The sequence below is a fragment of the Bradyrhizobium sp. JYMT SZCCT0428 genome (assembly GCF_018131075.1).
In the GTDB taxonomy this organism is placed as follows: Bacteria; Pseudomonadota; Alphaproteobacteria; order Rhizobiales; family Xanthobacteraceae; genus Bradyrhizobium.
The window spans coordinates 22,000-37,437 of sequence record NZ_JAFCLS010000050.1 but is presented as its reverse complement, the minus strand read 5'-3'; the positions used below and the strand labels follow the sequence as shown (position 1 = coordinate 37,437).

The window sequence follows — 15,438 nt, the reverse complement described above, 5'->3', positions numbered from 1 at the left end:
GCATCGGCGCGCAGCTTGCGCGGGTAAGGTTACCCGCGGGGGCGCGGTTTGCAATCCGGCGGGGGCAGGATATCATTGCCGCGCAGGAAATTGTCGTTCGTTTCTAGGTATTTACGAATTCATTTGGATGGCCTGCGACGCCGATCTGGCGGTGGGATGTCTCCGACCGGGTATAGCCATGAGTGCTGAAGCCCCAACACCAAGACCCGGTATGCCACGGCGCCTGCGTATGCCGGTGGTCAAAAGCAACCGCTCCCAGATCGTGCTGTTTTCGATCCTCACCCTCGTCCTCACCGCCGCAACGGTGTGGGCCGGCCGGACCTGGGTGCGAAATGCCGAAACGCTGGTCTTCGCCGTCGGCCAAGCCAACGGCCCCGAGGCGCGTTTTGCGGCCCGGCTTGCCACCGTTCTGAAGAACAATTCGTCGCGGCTGCGCCTCAAGATCGTGCCCAACAGCGACAGCGCCAAGGCGATCGCCCAGTTCGACCGTAAGGAAGCCAACCTTGCGATCCTGCGTACCGACGCAAAAATCCCGCCCCGGGCGCGCGCGGTCGCGATCCTCGAACATGACGTGCTGCTGCTGGTCAGCCCCGCCGGCAAGAAGATCAAGACCCTCGCCGAGCTGAAGAAAAAGAAGATCGCCGTCATCGCCGAGAACGAAAGCAGTGTCACGCTGATCCGCACCATTCTCGACCTGTCGGAGGCGCCGGCGGCGGGACGGGTCCAGATGGCGCCGCCGGGTACGACGCTCGACAAGCTGCTCACGACATCGGGCTTTGGCGCGGTGATCGCGGTCGTCCATGCCTCGCGGACCGTAAAGGACAAGAACTTCGAGCAAATTGCGCGGCGCGGCACCTTCGCCCTCAACGCCATCGATGCGGCAAAGGCCCTGACGCGAAAATATCCGGTCCTTTCGGAAGAAACGATCGAATCCGGTACGCTTTCGGCCTCACCCACCATCCCTGAAGAGGATGTGGAGACGGTCGGCCTGCAGTGGTTGCTGGTTGCGCAATCTGGTCTATCGACGCCGACCGTGAGCGATCTCGCGCGCATTATCTATGAAAACAAGTCGGAACTGGCGCTCGACGGCGGCTTCGCCTCGAAGATCGAGCCGGCCGCGACCGACAAGGATGCCTTCATCGTCGCACATCCAGGGGCAACCGAATACATCAACGATGAATCCAAATCATTTATCGAGCGCTACAGCGACCTGATGTACGTCGCCCTCGCCGCACTCGGCATCATCGGATCGCTGTTCGCCGCGCTGTACGCCAAGGTGACGCGGATCGCGCCGGAGAAGGCCAGTGAACTGGCAACCGCCGTTCTCGATGTCGGCGAGCGGATAGCAGATGCAAAATCGCTCGACGCGCTCGACGAACTGCAGGACGAACTCGAAACCATCCTTCGGCGTGTGGTGATAGGGATGCGCGACGGCATCATCTCCGGCGACGGGATGGACACGTTCAAGCTCGGCTATGAATTCGTGCGCGACGAGATCGGCATGCGCCGCGATCACCTGAAGCGGCACCCGCCGCCCCAAGACGACAAGGTGGTAGCCGTGAAGACCGCGCAAAGCGCGTAATCACGCTACCGCTCACCCCTCAGCGGCGCTTGAGCCGCTGGCCGATACCCGCGCCCTGATTTCCTCGATCTTGCGCTTGAGGGCGGCCTGCCGCGGATCGGGCAGCGCCGCCGCGCGCGCTTCCGCTACCGCTCCGGCAAGATCCGATAGCGCCAGCACGCCGTCGAAGGTCGGCTTGGCCAGGCCGTCGATGATCGCGTTCCAGTCCGCCATGCCCTGACGGTAGACGTCGCCATAGCCCTCGATCATGGTCGCGGTCTGCACGATTTCAGAAGCCGCGGCCGGCTGTTTGTCCAGGCTGCGGCTGATCATGTGCAGCCAGCGTTCGACCCACAGCCGTTCCTTGGCGTAACGCACCGAATAGCGCCGCCATCGCTTCAGCCCGGCTTCGGTCTTGAGGCGGCGAACGCCGAGACGGCTTGCCGCGCTGAAACGAATGGAAATCCGCTTGTGCGCCCACCCCGCCCAGTTAAGCCCATCGATCAGATATTCCGCGATAATGGCGGGAAGCGCGCTGACCAGTTCGTCGACCCGGAATTTTCTGATATCGACGACCGGATTGTAGTTCCCGCCGAACCCCTCGTTGAACTCGGCAAGCTTGAGCTGCGCGATCCGGATCGGATCCTCGTAGCTCATGCGCACCGCCATCAGCCGCGCGATCTCGACCAGCATCGCATCATCGACCCCGTTGCGGCCGACGAACCGCCGCAGCCGGTCGACATAAAGCTGCGCATAACTCGTGCTCTGATAGTCGATCAGCAGATGGATGGCATCGCTCGCAACATCGGTCACCGCTTCTGGCAAGCCGTCGGGCAGGAATGGCGGGGTGTCGTCCTCCTCACCGATGAAATCGGCGAACAGATAACGGAGCGACGACAGGAAACCGCGGTCTGACACTCCCGTAGCTCCCGGCCTCTATGCGGGTTTCGGCGCGGCGGCAGATGCCGCCGTTTGCTGGGCCAGCTGGTGCTGCAGCGTCTCGAGGTTCTGAAACAACCGGGCGCTGGCGAGGCGAAGGAAGTAAAAGCCGAACGCCGGATTTTGAACGTAGAGTTCCTCGACCTTGCTGTAGCTGACGCTCAACACGAGGCCGGCCTCGATGCATTCCAGCGACTGGGTGCGCATGTTCGACGGCGACAGCATGCCAAGCTCGCCAACGATGGCACCCACCGGCAGGACGATGCCGGACTCGACCAGCTTGAACTTGCCGCTGACGATGTAGAGCATGTCTTCGGCCTTCTCGTCCTTGTAGAACAGCATTTCCCCGGCCGTGCAATCGCGCTCGGTCATGAACGGCTTCAGCCATTCCATCGACAGGTCGCTGTTGACCGATTTTTTCACGTCGCGCACGAGCTGCAGCATCTGGTGCAGCCGATAGGAATTGACCAGCAGCATCGCCACCTGCACCACCATGACCAGGTAATTACGGGACGGAATGGCGGTCAGGAACAGGGCGATGTTGGCGAGAATACCGAACACCCGCAAAGGAATCATCGTCCGCATCGTGGTGGTGGCGATCACGAAGATCGACGCGAAGAGGGCGCCGGCCGTGCCGGCATGTTGTGCCAAATGAGACGGATCCATTGGAAGCCAACCAATTTTTACGGAGTGAATTTTTTCGCGATTTTATTGCAGTGCCGCTATTGTAAAGGCCGCAGGCTATTTTCGATATGCGGGGAAAAAACGACGATTTGTCGGGATTCGACAAAATTCATTCCTCCACGGGGCTTGCCGCGCAGCCAGCCTCGCCGGCGGGCATTTCGACGCGAGAACGCCGGTTGCCGGCTTTCGTTGACGGCCTTCCCCGCGGCAGGCACTTTCGGCAGCACCACGCGGCTGCAGAAGCTTTTGGCGCTTGACCTCGTCGATTTCCGCCTGCTGATGGCACGGTATCACCTCGCCCACACCACCGACGCCGAGGCCAAACGGCGCGCGCAAGAAAACAAACAAGAGAGTAAGTAAATAACAAGAATGGAGAACGATATGCCCAATTCAGCCGCGGCGGCGAGTTCGCCGGTACTCGACATCAGCGGTGCGCGCGCCACCATCCGCCTCAACCGGCCGAAACATCTGAACCGGCTGCAGAGCGAGGATCTCGGCGAACTCGTGAAACTGTTCGACCGGATCGAGGCCGATCCTGACATCCGGGTGCTGGTGCTGACCGGCACCGGCCGCGCCTTCTCGGCCGGCTACGATCTCAATTCGGTCGCCGGCCGCGCCACCAGCGCCAAAGAAGAACTGAGCGCCGGCTCGGCGTTCGAGGTGGTGGTCAACCGGCTGGAGGATCTCGGGGTGCCGACGATCTGCCGGCTCAATGGCGGCGTCTATGGCGGCTCGACCGATCTGGCGCTGGCCTGCGACTTCCGCATCGGCGTCGATACGGCTGAAATGTTCATGCCGGCGGCGCGGCTCGGCCTGCATTATTACAAGAGCGGCATCGAACGTTACGTGACGCGGCTTGGCGTCGACAATGCCAAGAAATTGTTCCTGACGGCGGAGAAGATCGCAGCGCCCGAGATGCTGCGGATCGGCTATCTCACCGCGATGGTGCCGATGGAGGCGCTTGACGAGGAAGTCGGCAAGCTTGCGAACATCCTCGCCGGTAACGCACCTGTCGCGATGCGCGGCATGAAACGCGCCATTAACGAATTCGCCCGTGGCAAGCTCGACGAGGAAGCCGCAAACCAGCGCCATCGCGAGAGCATGCGCGGCGACGAGATCAAGGAAGGCATCAAGGCGTTTGCGGAAAAAAGGGCGCCGCGATTCTAGATTCTTCCCTTCTCTCCCTTTTTCCTTCTCCCCTTGTGGGAGAAGGTGCCTTCGCGCAGCGAAGGCGGATGAGGGGTCCTTCTCCACGGATGGAGACCCCTCATCCGTCGCGGACTTCGTCCGCGCCACTTCCCACAAGGGGAGAAGGGAAGAAAAAGTGTCGTCCGCCGCCCTCCCCCACGAAACATTCCTGAAACACGATTCTCCGGAACCGGCGTGAACGAATATCCACGTCGCGCCGACGAAGATGCAGGGACGAAACAACGGCCCCCGCGCCATTCAAATTGGAGAATACTATGCTTCGCAAGGTTGCCCTCGGACTGATCGCCGCCACCGCCCTCACCTTCGCCGCTGCTGCGCCCGCTGCCGCCGGCCCCTTCCATCACCACCACGGCTATTGGGGCCATGGTTTTGGCCTTGGCTTCGGTGGCGTCTACCTCAACACCGGCTATGGCTACAACGACTGCCTCCGGCAGCAGTGGGTCGAAACCCGCCGCGGTCTGCGCCTGCGCACCGTCAATGTCTGCGCCTACTGATCTCGTCTGAATTCAGATAGCGAAAAGCCCCGGACGCCATTGGCGATCGGGGCTTTTCCTGTGCGCTTGATGATCTGAACAAGCTATTCGTCGAAGAACGTAACCGTGTCAGCCACGCTTGCGCGTGAGGTCCGGTAGCTGTTGACCTTGTGCGCATTGTCGGCAAAGCCGAACGAAATGCCGCAAACCACGCGGCGGTCATCGGCGAGATTGAAGTGACGGCGGATCAGCCCGGAATGCCGCGCCAGTGCGGCCTGCGGAATGGTGCCGAGACCGAGCGCCTGCGCCGCCAGCATGAAATTGCCGACATAGGCGCCGCAATCGACCGCGCCGTAAGTGCCGAGCGGCTCGTCGGTGTGAATGACAGCCACATGCGGGGCGCCGAAGAAGTTGTAATTCTCCAGCGCCTGTTTGGCATAAGCCATCCTGTCGCCTCTGGCGATGCCGAGGGTGTTGTAGAGCTGGAATCCGCTCTCGCGCCGGCGCTCGAGATAGACCCCGAGATATTCCCGCGGCGGCGTGAAATCATGCTCGTCCTTGCCGCCCGAGGAAGCCTCGGCATAGATCGCCTTGCGAAACCGCTCCTTGGCCTCGCCGCTCGCAATCAAGACCTGCCATGGCTGGCTGTTGCACCATGACGCGGTGCGCTGCGACACGGCGAGGATATGCTCGATGGTCTCGCGCGGCACCTCGCGCGGCAGGAAGGCGCGCACCGAATAGCGCTCGCCGAGCAATTCCTCGAGCACGCCAATGCGGTCTTCAGTCGCGTAGCGCGCCTTCGGCGCTTTTGCATCCATGGTCATCGCCCTTTGGTCGGGATCTTGTTGAACGGCACGTCCTTGTCGACACGGATATCGCCGGGCAGGCCGAGCACGCGCTCGGCGATGATGTTGCGCAGGATCTCGTCGGTACCGCCGGCGATACGCATCGAGGGCGAAGAGAGCAGCATCTGCTGGAACTGGCCGCTTGCGGTTTCTTCATCCGCGCCGGTCAACGCACCGGCTGCACCCTCCAGGTCCATCGCGTAGGTCGCGATGTCCTGCAGCATCGTGCCGGACACCAGCTTGCCGATCGAATTCTCCGGTCCGGGCCGCTCGCCCTTCGACAGCGACGAGATCGCGCGGTAGCTGGTGTATTTCAGCCCGCTGGCCTTCACCGCCCAGCTCGCAAGCTTGGAACGTGTGGCGGGATCGTCGATCGCAAGCCCGTCCTCCGTCATCAAATTGGAGCAGAACTCGAACATTTCAGGGAAACCGGTGGCGAGCCGCGAGCCGATCGACATGCGCTCGTTCATCAGCGTGGTGAGCGAAACGTTCCAGCCGTCGCCGACCGCGCCGAGGCGCTGGCTGTCCGGGATCACGACGTCGGTGAAATAGACCTCATTGAACTCCTGCATGCCGTTGGCCTGCTTGATCGGCCTGACTTCAACGCCCTTGCTCTTCATGTCGAGGAAGAACATCGTCAGGCCCTTGTGCTTGGGCACGTTGGGATCGGTGCGCGTGATCAGGAGACCATAGTCGGAATAATGCGCGCCCGAGGTCCAGATTTTCTGGCCGTTGATGATCCAGTCGTCGCCCTTCTTCTCGGCACGGGTACGCAGGCCCGCGACGTCGGAACCACCGGCCGGCTCCGAAAACAGCTGGCACCAGATATGTTCGCCGGACGCAAGCTTCGGCAGATAATGCCGCTTGTGCTCCTCGCTGCCGAACGCCATCACGGTCGGGCCGCACATGCCCTCACCGATCTGGAACGGCTGGGTCAGCTTGCCGTAGACGCCTTCTTCCTGCTGCCAGATCACCTTCTCGATCGGCGTGGCGCCGCGGCCGCCATATTCCTTCGGCCAGTGCAGACAGGCCCAGCCGCCTTCGGCCTTCTTCTTCTGCCAGGCCTTGCCGACATCGACGATCTCTTCCTTCTCCAGCCGGATGCGGCCGAGCGAGGATTTCGAAAGCTCGGCCTCGTATTTTTTCGGCGCGTTGGCTTCCATCCATTTACGGGCGGTGGCGCGGAATTCGGCTTCCTGCGGGGTATCGTCGAAGTTCATTGGCGGCTCCTTTCGCGCTTACGCGCGTCCCTTGGTCGGAATCTTGTTGAACGGCACGTCCTTGTCGACCCTGATGTCGCCGGGCAGGCCAAGCACGCGTTCGGCAATGATGTTGCGCATGATCTCGTCGGTGCCGCCTTCGACGCGGGTGCCCGGCGCACGCAGCAGCATGGCCTGGAATTTTCCGGCGATCTCCGCATCCTCCGGCCCGCTCAGCACGCCGGCGGCGCCCTGCAAATCGAGCGCATACATCGCGACTTCCTGCACCATCGAACCGGCGACCAGCTTGCCGATGGAGTTTTCGGGACCCGGACGATCGCCCTTCGACAGCGCCGAGATCGCGCGCATGCTGGTGTATTTCAGCCCGCTCGCCTTCACCGCGTAGTTCGCCAGCCTCGATCGGACATTGCGGTCCTCGATCGCGGGACCATCGTCGAGCATCAGGCTGTTGCAGAAATCGAACAGCTCCGGGAAGCCGGTAGAAACGCCGGCGCCGATCGACATGCGCTCGTTCATCAGCGTGGTCAGCGAGACGTTCCAGCCGTCGTTGACGGCGCCCAGCCGCTGCGAATCCGGGATTTTCACATCGGTAAAGTAGACCTCGTTGAAGTCGGACTGGCCGCTGGCCTGCTTGATCGGTCGCACCTCGACGCCCGGGCTCTTCATGTCCAGGAAGAACATCGTGAGGCCCTTGTGTTTGGCCACATTGGGATCGGTGCGCGTCAGCAGGATGCCGTAATCCGAATAATGCGCGCCGGAGGTCCAGATCTTCTGGCCGTTGATGATCCAGTCGTCGCCCTGTTTCTCGGCGCGGGTGCGCAGACCTGCAACGTCGGAGCCGCCAGCGGGCTCGGAGAACAACTGGCACCAGACCTTTTCGCCCGAGGCCAGCGGCGGCAGGTACTTGCGTTTCTCTTCTTCGCCGGCGAACGCCATCATGGTCGGCCCGCACATGCCATGGCCGATGATGAACATGCCTGAGAGTTTGCCAAACGGGCCCTCTTCCTGCTGCCAGATCACGCGCTCGATCGGCGACGAGCCACGGCCGCCATATTCCTTTGGCCAATGCAGGCAGGCCCAGCCGGCGTCGGCCTTCTTCTTCTGCCAGGCCTTTGCGACCTCGAGGATGTTGGCGCCCTTGAGCACGGTGCGGCCGAGCGAGGATTTGCGCAGCTCTTCCTCGTACTGCTTCGGCGCATTGGCCCCGATCCAGGCTTTCGCCTCGGCGCGGAACGCGGCCTCCTGCGGGGTGTCATCGAAGTTCATTTGTTTGTCCTTGCTCGTCATTCCGGGATGGTCCGAAGGACCAGACCCGGAATCCAGAAGTTATCATCTCGAGATTCCGGGTTCGCCGCTCTGCGGCGCCCCGGAATGACGTTCAAGCCGCGTTCTTCTTGCGCATGCGGTCGATCAGCTGATCTTCCCAGTACGACAGGCTGCCGAGCGTCACCGCGGTCGCGTTGGCGCGGCGGTAGTACATGTGGCAGTCGAACTCCCAGGTGAAACCCATGCCGCCATGGACCTGCATATTGTTCTTGGAGCAATGCTGGAACGCCTGCGTCGCGCTGATGCGCGCAGCGGCGGCGGCTTCCGGCAATTCCGAGGCGTTGGTCGAGAGCGCCCAGGCGCCGTAATAGCAATTCGATCGCGCCAGCGTCGCCGAGACATACATGTCGGCGAGGATGTGCTTCACCGCCTGGAACGAGCCGATCGGCCGGCCGAAGGCGATGCGGTCGAGCGCATAGTCGCGGCCCATCTCCAGCGCGCGGTCGGAACCGCCGACCTGTTCGAACGCCATCAACACGGCGGCGCGATCGAGCACTTGGGTGAGAATGCCCCAGCCTTCACCGGCGGCGCCGAGCGGCTCGGCCTTGCAGTTCTTGAAGGTGAGTTCGGCCTGGCCGTGGGTCGGATCGATGTTGGTCAGCGACCTGACCTCGACGCCGCCGGCCTTGAGGTCGACCAGGAACAGCGAGATGTCGGCATCGCGGCCGGTCGATCCGGTGCGCGCGGCGACGACGGCGAAATCCGCGATGGCGCCATCCGGCACCGGCTTCTTGACGCCGTTCAGCGTACCGCCGGAGGCCGACAACTTGATCGCCTGCGGCGATGGATTGCCCTTGCCCTCGAACAGCGCCAGCGTACCGCTCGCGTCACCGGAGGCGATCTTCGGCAGCCATTTCTGCTTCTGCGCGTCGCTGCCCGCGAGCAGCAGCGCTTCGGCGGCGAGATACACCGTCGAGGAGAACGGCACCGGCGCCAGCGCGCGGCCCATTTCCTCGGCGATCACGCAAAGCTCGAGATGACCAGCACCGGCGCCGCCGAACTCTTCGGGGATCGCGACGCCGAGAAAGCCCATCTCGGCGAGGCCCTTCCACAAGGCCTTGTCGTAGGTCGCCTTGCCGTCCAGCACCTCACGCACCGCTTTCGGCGGGCACTTCTCGGCAAGGAATTTCCTCGCCGCGTCGCGCATCTGCTTTTGTTCGTCGGAGAAATCGAAATTCATGGCGTGTCACTCGGGTTGATGGTGGCTGTGTAGGATGGGTGGAGCGAAGCGATACCCATCAATGTTTTTGGTTCGGATGATGGGTTTCGCTGCGCTCTACCCATCCTACGATCAGTTCAAAATGATCACGTCGTCTCCCGGCTTGTCGGCGTAAAGCCTCTCCACCAGCGCGGCGCGGCGTTCGAGGCCGGCGCGCTGGTTGATGTAGCCCTTGTCGGTGAGTTCATTGCCGTCGATGGAGGGCGGCTCCGCCATCAGCATGGCACGGGCGATCCGCATGCTGCTGCCGGTGCAGGAGGCGTTATGCGCCTGCAGCCCGCGCTTGACGCAGGCGATCACCTCGGGGTGCCCAACCACGTCCTCGAACGTCGCGTCGGGATTGCCGACGAGCTGCCGGCAGGCGTGCAGATTGGGCCAGGCCAGCAGTCCGATGAATTCGCGGTCCTGTCCTGCGACCAGCGCGTCATGCACCGCAGGGGTCGCGGCGGCGATGGCATCGGTGCGTAGCGAGCCGACGTGCACAAAAGTGCCAGTGGTGAGCTTGAAGTCCTCGACCACGCGGCCGGCGAAGATGATGCCCTGCAGCGGGTCGTTGTCGTCGACGAACACGCCGGCATCGCCGATGCAGTAGAAACCTTCCTCGTCGAACATCTTCTTGGTCAGATCGGGCTGGCCGAAATAGCCGGGGGTGACGTTGATGCCGCGCAGCCGCAACTCATATTTCGAGCCGCACGGCACCATCTTCAATTCGACGCCGGGGAACGGCAGCCCGATCAGGCCGACGCGCTCGGTATCCCAATAGGTGCCGGTGGAGGTCGGTGCGGTCTCGGTCGAGCCCCAGCCGGTATAGAACACGATGCGCTCGCCCGTGGTTTTCACCGCCAGCGCCTGCATGCGGTCATAGAGATCGTCGGGCAGCCGCGCGCCGCCATAGGCCATGACAGTCAGATTCTTGAAGAAGCTGCGGCACAGGCCTTCGTCCTTCTCCATCGCCGCCGCCAGCGCCGCATAGCCGGCGGGCACGTTGGCGTAATAGGTCGGCGACACCTCGTGCAGATTACGAAGGGTCTCATCGAACAGGCCGGGCATCGGCCGCCCGTCGTCGATATAGAGCGTGCCGCCATCGACCAGGATCGGATGGAATGCGGCGTTGCCGCCCATGGTGTGGTTCCACGGCATCCAGTCCAGCATGGTCGCGATCGGCCCGTTCGGATCGCGCGGCCGCACCTGCATCATCATCGCCGCATTGGCGCACATCATCTCCTGGGTGTTGATGACGGCCTTGGGCATGCCGGTCGAACCCGACGTGAACAGCAGTTTTCCAATCGTATCCGGCGTGATCTTTGCGATCGACTCGTCCACCGCCTTCGTCACGGGCGTCGCCGCGAGATCGGCATAGGAGACGCTCTTGATGCCCTCGCAGGGCCGCAGCACATGCACGATCGTGACGCCGGTGAGATCGAGCGCTTTCAGCGCCTTCTCGAAGGTCGGCCCGTCCTGCACCATTACTACCGCAGGCTTGATCAGGTCGAAGAGGTATTTGAGCTTGAGATGATCCTGGCTCATCAGCGAATAGGCCGGCGACACCGGCGCCGCCGGCAGGCGCGCCTGCATCGCGGCCTGCGTCATCAGCGCGTGCTCGATCGAATTACCGGAGAGGATGGTAACGGGGCGGCCATCTGCAACGCCGAGATTGAGCAGGCCCTGCGTCAGCCCGTCGACGGTACGCTTGGCTTCGCCGTAGGAGACCTTTCGCCATTGCCGGTCCGCGCCGCCGCGTTGCGCGAGCCAGATGCGTTCGGGCGCTTGCTTCGCCCATTTCGCGAGCGAGGCCGGAATGTGCTTCTCGTAAGACTGCAACGGAATGCGCGACTTCAGCACGATGACGCCGTCCGGCCGCCGCGCGACATCGATATCGCGCTTCAGCCATTCGATCTTGCGAAAGCCGGGTTTTGTGAGCACCGCGGCGGCATTCCCACTCATTATTGCGTCTCCCGGAATTCGGTCCTTTGCGGATCCTTTTCTACCGTTTGATATAGACAGGCTTTCGCTTTTCAAGGAAGGCCCTGATGCCTTCGCTGAATTCTTCCGAGCGGCTGCACAGCACCTGATTACGGTCTTCCATCGCGATCACGGCTTCGATCGAGCCGGCATCGACGCTCATATTGAGGCATTCCTTGGAGAGCCGGAGGCCCACCGGCGAGGCCGTCATCATCGCCTCGACATAAGGTTCCGCAGCCGCATCGAGCGCGCCTTCCTCGACCACTTCTGACACGAGACCAACCGCAAGCGCGCGCTCAGCGCCGATGAAACGTCCGGTCAGGATCAGTTCCGACGCCACGGAGACGCCGACGAGGCGCGGCAGGAAATAGCTGGTGCCGATATCGCAGCCGCCGAGGCCGAGCTTGATGAAGGCGCAATTCATCCGCGCCGATCTGGTGGCGATACGAATATCCGCCGCCAGCGCCAGCGCGAAACCACCGCCGGCCGCGGCGCCCTGCACCAGCGCAATGATCGGCTGCGTGCAGCGCCGCATCAGCATCACGATGTCGGCAATGCGGCGCTGGGAATCCAGCGACTCCGTGACGCCGGGCGGCTCCTGCTGGCCGGCGCGGCGTTTCATCGCGTGTTTGAGATCGAGCCCGGCGCAGAACGCGCTACCCGCGCCCTTCAGCACCACCACGCGCGTGGTGCGGTTGCGCTGCAGGCCCTCGAAATAGGCGTTGAGCGCATCTATCATGTCGGGGTTGAGCGCATTGAGGTTTTCGGGGCGATTGAGCGTCACCCGGTCGACCCCTTCGTCGTGTTCGATCAGCAGCGGGCTTGTCACATCTTCCTCCCGAGAGCGCGATGCTTGTTTTTGTGCCCTCTCCCCTTGTGGGAGAGGGCTGCACCGGCGTTAGCCCTGCATTCGCTTCGGTGAGGGGTTGCCAACCGGAGAGAACCCCTCATCCGTCTTCGCTTCGCGAAGCCACCTTCTCCCACAAGGGAGAAGGAAGAAGGCCTACCGCGGCGCCATGCGGATGGCGCCGTCGAGGCGGATGGTTTCGCCGTTGAGCATCGGGTTCTCGACGATGTGGACCGCGAGGTTGCCGTACTCGGAAGCATCGCCGAGGCGTGCCGGATGCGGCACCTGCGCGCCGAGGCTCTTTCGCGCTTCCTCGTTCAATCCCATCAGCAGCGGCGTCAGGAACAGGCCCGGCGCAATGGTGTTGACGCGGATCTTGAGGCTGGCGAGGTCGCGCGCGGCCGGCAGCGTGAGGCCGACGACGCCGCCCTTCGACGCCGAATAGGCGATCTGGCCGATCTGGCCTTCATAGGCCGCAACGCTGGCGGTGTTGATGGCGACGCCACGCTCTTCGCCGATCGGCGGCGCGGTGGCGAGCCGTTCGGCGAACAGGCGCAGCACGTTGAAGGTGCCGATCAAATTGACGTTGATGATGCGGACGAACTTGGCCAGCGGATAGACGCCGTCCTTGCCGACAGTGCGCTGCGAGCCGCCGATGCCGGCGCAGTTCATCAGCACGCGCGCGATGCCGTGCGCGGCTTCGGCCTTGGCGATCGCCGCCTTGATCGCTTCCTCGTCGGTGACGTCGGCGTGGAGGGCGACGCCCTTGACTTCGGCGGCGACTGCTTCGGCGTTTTCCTTGTTCTGGTCGATCACGCCGATTTTCGCGCCCTTGGCGGCCATGGCGCGGGCGGTAGCGGCACCGAGACCGGAGCCACCGCCGGTGATGAGAACGGCAACATCATTCAACTGCATTTTATCAACCTTTCCTTGGGCGTTTCTTCTCTGGACTTTACGAATGGCGAACAGGGAGTGGCGAACGGAAGAGATCCATTCGCTATCCGCTACTCGCCATTCACGGCTTTCTTTTCACTCAGCATGCCGCCGCAGATCAGCGCTTCCATGTGCTTGATGTACTGGCGGCAGACTTCGTCGGTGACCGGACCGACGCCGGTCGCGCGCGACATGGCGTGGCGGCCGAAAAACAGGTGATCGCAGGCACCGACCAGGCTGGTGTAGAACATCACGGGATCGATGTTGCGGAACTCGCCGACCTTGATGCCTTCCGCAAGCAGCCGCCGCTGAAAATCCAACAGCGGCGCGACGAAAAACTTCGACACCTCGTCGGCGGCTTCCGTGCTGCTTTCATGCAGCAGGTAGTGGATCAGCCGGTTCATATACGGGAACTGGTAATAGGCGCGGATGATGCCGCCGATATGCAGCTTGAGTTTTGCGGTCGGCGAGATCGGCTGGCTGATCAGATATTCGAGCTGCGACATTTCGGTTGCGGCGTCGCGCGCCAATAGCGCCAGCAACAGCCCGTCCTTGTTGCCGAAATGGTATTTCACCAAAGCGGCGTTGACGCCGGATTTCTGAGCGATGTCGGACAGCGACACCTCGATCGAGGCGCGCTCGATCATCAATTCGCTTGCCGCCACAAGCAGCTTCTCGGCGGTGGTGTTTTTGCCGGCCGCCGGCCTGGTCGGTATGCTGGTATTCAGCTCAGATGCCATCACTGCCTGCCGGAAAATCCGGCCGCACATAAGCGCATGCCGCGGCTGCACTCAAGAGTTAATTGATTGATTGACTAAATCCCGGGCCACCCCTTAAATCCGGCCCATCATTCAAAAGCCATCCAACAACAATCTTGGGAGAACAGACATGGCCGAGGCCTATATCGTTGCCACCGCTCGCACCGCCGGTGGCCGCAAGGGGGGACGTCTCGCAGGCTGGCATCCGGCCGATCTCGCCGCCTCCGTGCTGGATTCCCTGATCGACCGCAGCGGCGCCGATCCCGCGCAGGTCGAAGACGTCATCATGGGCTGCGTGATGCAGGCCGGCGAACAGTCCAACAACATCGGCCGCAACGCCGTGATGGCTTCGAAGCTGCCGGAGAGCGTGCCCGCCACCTCGATCGACCGCCAATGCGGCTCGTCGCAGCAGGCGCTGCACTTCGCGGCGCAGGCGGTGATGTCCGGCACCATGGATTGCGTGATCGCAGCCGGCGTTGAATCGATGACGCGGGTACCGATGGGTCTCGCCTCGTCGCTGCCGGCCAAGAACGGCTTTGGCCATTACAAGAGCCCGGGCATCGAGAAGCTCTATCCGAACATCATGTTCAGCCAGTTCACCGGCGCGGAAATGATGGCGGAGAAATACGGTCTCTCCAAGGAAGAGCTCGATACCTATTCCTACAACAGCCACCAGCGCGCGATTGCGGCCACCCAAGCCGGCAAGTTCAAGGACGAGATCGTCTCGCTGCAGATCACCCGCGCCGACGGCTCGACCGACACCCACCACATCGACGAGGGCATCCGCTTCGACGCCAGCCTCGACGGCATCAAGGGCGTCAAGCTGATCGCCGAGAACGGCAAGCACACCGCAGCCAGCGCCAGCCAGATCTGCGACGGCGCTTCGGGCGTGATGGTCGTCAACGAAAAGGGCCTCAAATCGCTGGGCGTCAAGCCGCTGGCGCGCATCCATCACCTCACCATGATGGGCGGCGATCCCGTGATCATGCTGGATGCGCCACTGCACGCCACCAAGCGCGCACTGGAGAAGGCCGGCATGTCGGTCGACGACATCGACCTGTTCGAGGTCAACGAGGCCTTTGCCGCAGTTCCCGTTGCGTGGCTGAAGACCACCGGCGCGGACCCTGAGCGGCTCAACGTCAATGGCGGCGCGATCGCGCTCGGCCATCCCCTCGGCGGCTCCGGCACCAAGCTGATGACCACGCTGGTCAACGCGCTCAAGCAGCGGGGCAAGCGCTACGGCCTGCAGACCATGTGCGAAGGCGGCGGCATGGCGAACGTGACGATCGTGGAACGGCTGTAGGCCGTAGCCGTTGGCTGCCACAAAAAAGGTGTCGTCCCGGCCTTGAGCCGGGACCCATAACCACAGGCTTCCGTGGTGAAAATTGGCTGGAGCTCCAGCCCGCTTCAACAGTTCAAATCGGTGGTTATGGGTCCCGGCTCAAGGCCGGGACGACACCGG

At 62.8% G+C, this 15,438-nt stretch carries 15 protein-coding genes; 5 read left to right on the top strand and 10 right to left on the bottom strand.

The genetic code is table 11. The features are described 5' to 3' along the window. Positions 1-178 precede the first annotated feature (178 nt). Positions 179-1,582, top strand: a complete 1,404-nt coding sequence (locus JQ575_RS35425) for a TAXI family TRAP transporter solute-binding subunit (protein WP_212037847.1) — start codon at positions 179-181, stop codon at positions 1,580-1,582. A gap of 12 nt (positions 1,583-1,594) precedes the next feature. On the opposite strand, the gene JQ575_RS35420 is transcribed toward JQ575_RS35425, so the two are convergent. Next, positions 1,595-2,479, bottom strand: a complete 885-nt coding sequence (locus JQ575_RS35420) for a DUF6537 domain-containing protein (RefSeq protein WP_212037846.1) — start codon at positions 2,477-2,479, stop codon at positions 1,595-1,597. Between the two features lie 18 nt (positions 2,480-2,497). Then, positions 2,498-3,166, bottom strand: coding sequence for a Crp/Fnr family transcriptional regulator (locus JQ575_RS35415; RefSeq protein ID WP_212037845.1), 669 nt, complete (start codon positions 3,164-3,166; stop codon positions 2,498-2,500). Positions 3,167-3,373: 207 nt separating this feature from the next. On the opposite strand from JQ575_RS35415, the gene JQ575_RS35410 reads away from it, so the two are divergent. From JQ575_RS35410 to JQ575_RS35400, 3 genes are all read left to right on the top strand, one after another. Then, complete coding sequence (locus tag JQ575_RS35410; protein WP_409364855.1) at positions 3,374-3,544, top strand: hypothetical protein; 171 nt, start codon at positions 3,374-3,376, stop codon at positions 3,542-3,544. Positions 3,545-3,565: 21 nt separating this feature from the next. Beyond that, on the top strand, positions 3,566-4,351 hold the full coding sequence (locus JQ575_RS35405; protein ID WP_212037844.1) for an enoyl-CoA hydratase/isomerase family protein: 786 nt from the start codon (positions 3,566-3,568) through the stop codon (positions 4,349-4,351). Positions 4,352-4,647: 296 nt separating this feature from the next. Further along, positions 4,648-4,887 (top strand): hypothetical protein, encoded by a 240-nt coding sequence (locus JQ575_RS35400; RefSeq protein WP_212037843.1) that lies wholly within the window; start codon positions 4,648-4,650, stop codon positions 4,885-4,887. A gap of 83 nt (positions 4,888-4,970) precedes the next feature. Here the strand turns inward: JQ575_RS35400 and JQ575_RS35395 are convergent, their stop codons facing one another. The 8 genes from JQ575_RS35395 to JQ575_RS35360 all read right to left on the bottom strand — a co-directional run bounded on the left by JQ575_RS35395 (position 4,971) and on the right by JQ575_RS35360 (position 13,958). Beyond that, positions 4,971-5,684, bottom strand: coding sequence for a nitroreductase (locus tag JQ575_RS35395; protein WP_212037842.1), 714 nt, complete (start codon positions 5,682-5,684; stop codon positions 4,971-4,973). A 2-nt stretch (positions 5,685-5,686) separates the two neighbouring features. After that, positions 5,687-6,931, bottom strand: coding sequence for an acyl-CoA dehydrogenase (locus JQ575_RS35390; RefSeq protein WP_212037841.1), 1,245 nt, complete (start codon positions 6,929-6,931; stop codon positions 5,687-5,689). 18 nt (positions 6,932-6,949) lie between these two features. Beyond that, positions 6,950-8,197: an acyl-CoA dehydrogenase gene (locus JQ575_RS35385; protein WP_212037840.1), complete on the bottom strand. Its 1,248-nt coding sequence runs from the start codon at positions 8,195-8,197 to the stop codon at positions 6,950-6,952. Between the two features lie 112 nt (positions 8,198-8,309). After that, a complete protein-coding gene (locus tag JQ575_RS35380; protein ID WP_212037839.1) occupies positions 8,310-9,437 on the bottom strand; it encodes an acyl-CoA dehydrogenase family protein in 1,128 nt (375 codons plus the stop codon). Positions 9,438-9,548: 111 nt separating this feature from the next. Next, positions 9,549-11,420 (bottom strand): AMP-binding protein, encoded by a 1,872-nt coding sequence (locus tag JQ575_RS35375; RefSeq protein ID WP_212037838.1) that lies wholly within the window; start codon positions 11,418-11,420, stop codon positions 9,549-9,551. A 40-nt stretch (positions 11,421-11,460) separates the two neighbouring features. Beyond that, complete coding sequence (locus tag JQ575_RS35370) at positions 11,461-12,267, bottom strand: enoyl-CoA hydratase/isomerase family protein (RefSeq protein WP_212037837.1); 807 nt, start codon at positions 12,265-12,267, stop codon at positions 11,461-11,463. Between the two features lie 174 nt (positions 12,268-12,441). After that, positions 12,442-13,200, bottom strand: coding sequence for an SDR family NAD(P)-dependent oxidoreductase (locus tag JQ575_RS35365; RefSeq protein ID WP_192737070.1), 759 nt, complete (start codon positions 13,198-13,200; stop codon positions 12,442-12,444). Between the two features lie 89 nt (positions 13,201-13,289). Beyond that, positions 13,290-13,958: a TetR family transcriptional regulator gene (locus JQ575_RS35360; protein ID WP_212037836.1), complete on the bottom strand. Its 669-nt coding sequence runs from the start codon at positions 13,956-13,958 to the stop codon at positions 13,290-13,292. 148 nt (positions 13,959-14,106) lie between these two features. Here JQ575_RS35360 and JQ575_RS35355 point away from each other — a divergent pair, with 148 nt between their 5' ends. Further along, entirely contained in the window at positions 14,107-15,279 is a 1,173-nt protein-coding gene (locus tag JQ575_RS35355; protein WP_192737068.1) for an acetyl-CoA C-acetyltransferase, read from the top strand. Positions 15,280-15,438 lie beyond the last annotated feature (159 nt).

Bases quoted from the DNA above. Each gene is read 5' to 3' on its own strand.
- JQ575_RS35425 (WP_212037847.1), top strand. From the start codon at position 179: ATGAGTGCTGAAGCCCCAACACCAAGACCCGGTATGCCACGGCGCCTG.
- JQ575_RS35415 (WP_212037845.1), bottom strand. From the start codon at position 3,166: ATGGATCCGTCTCATTTGGCACAACATGCCGGCACGGCCGGCGCCCTC.
- JQ575_RS35405 (WP_212037844.1), top strand. From the start codon at position 3,566: ATGCCCAATTCAGCCGCGGCGGCGAGTTCGCCGGTACTCGACATCAGC.
- JQ575_RS35400 (WP_212037843.1), top strand. From the start codon at position 4,648: ATGCTTCGCAAGGTTGCCCTCGGACTGATCGCCGCCACCGCCCTCACC.
- JQ575_RS35395 (WP_212037842.1), bottom strand. From the start codon at position 5,684: ATGGATGCAAAAGCGCCGAAGGCGCGCTACGCGACTGAAGACCGCATT.
- JQ575_RS35390 (WP_212037841.1), bottom strand. From the start codon at position 6,931: ATGAACTTCGACGATACCCCGCAGGAAGCCGAATTCCGCGCCACCGCC.
- JQ575_RS35385 (WP_212037840.1), bottom strand. From the start codon at position 8,197: ATGAACTTCGATGACACCCCGCAGGAGGCCGCGTTCCGCGCCGAGGCG.
- JQ575_RS35380 (WP_212037839.1), bottom strand. From the start codon at position 9,437: ATGAATTTCGATTTCTCCGACGAACAAAAGCAGATGCGCGACGCGGCG.
- JQ575_RS35375 (WP_212037838.1), bottom strand. From the start codon at position 11,420: ATGAGTGGGAATGCCGCCGCGGTGCTCACAAAACCCGGCTTTCGCAAG.
- JQ575_RS35365 (WP_192737070.1), bottom strand. From the start codon at position 13,200: ATGCAGTTGAATGATGTTGCCGTTCTCATCACCGGCGGTGGCTCCGGT.
- JQ575_RS35360 (WP_212037836.1), bottom strand. From the start codon at position 13,958: ATGGCATCTGAGCTGAATACCAGCATACCGACCAGGCCGGCGGCCGGC.
- JQ575_RS35355 (WP_192737068.1), top strand. From the start codon at position 14,107: ATGGCCGAGGCCTATATCGTTGCCACCGCTCGCACCGCCGGTGGCCGC.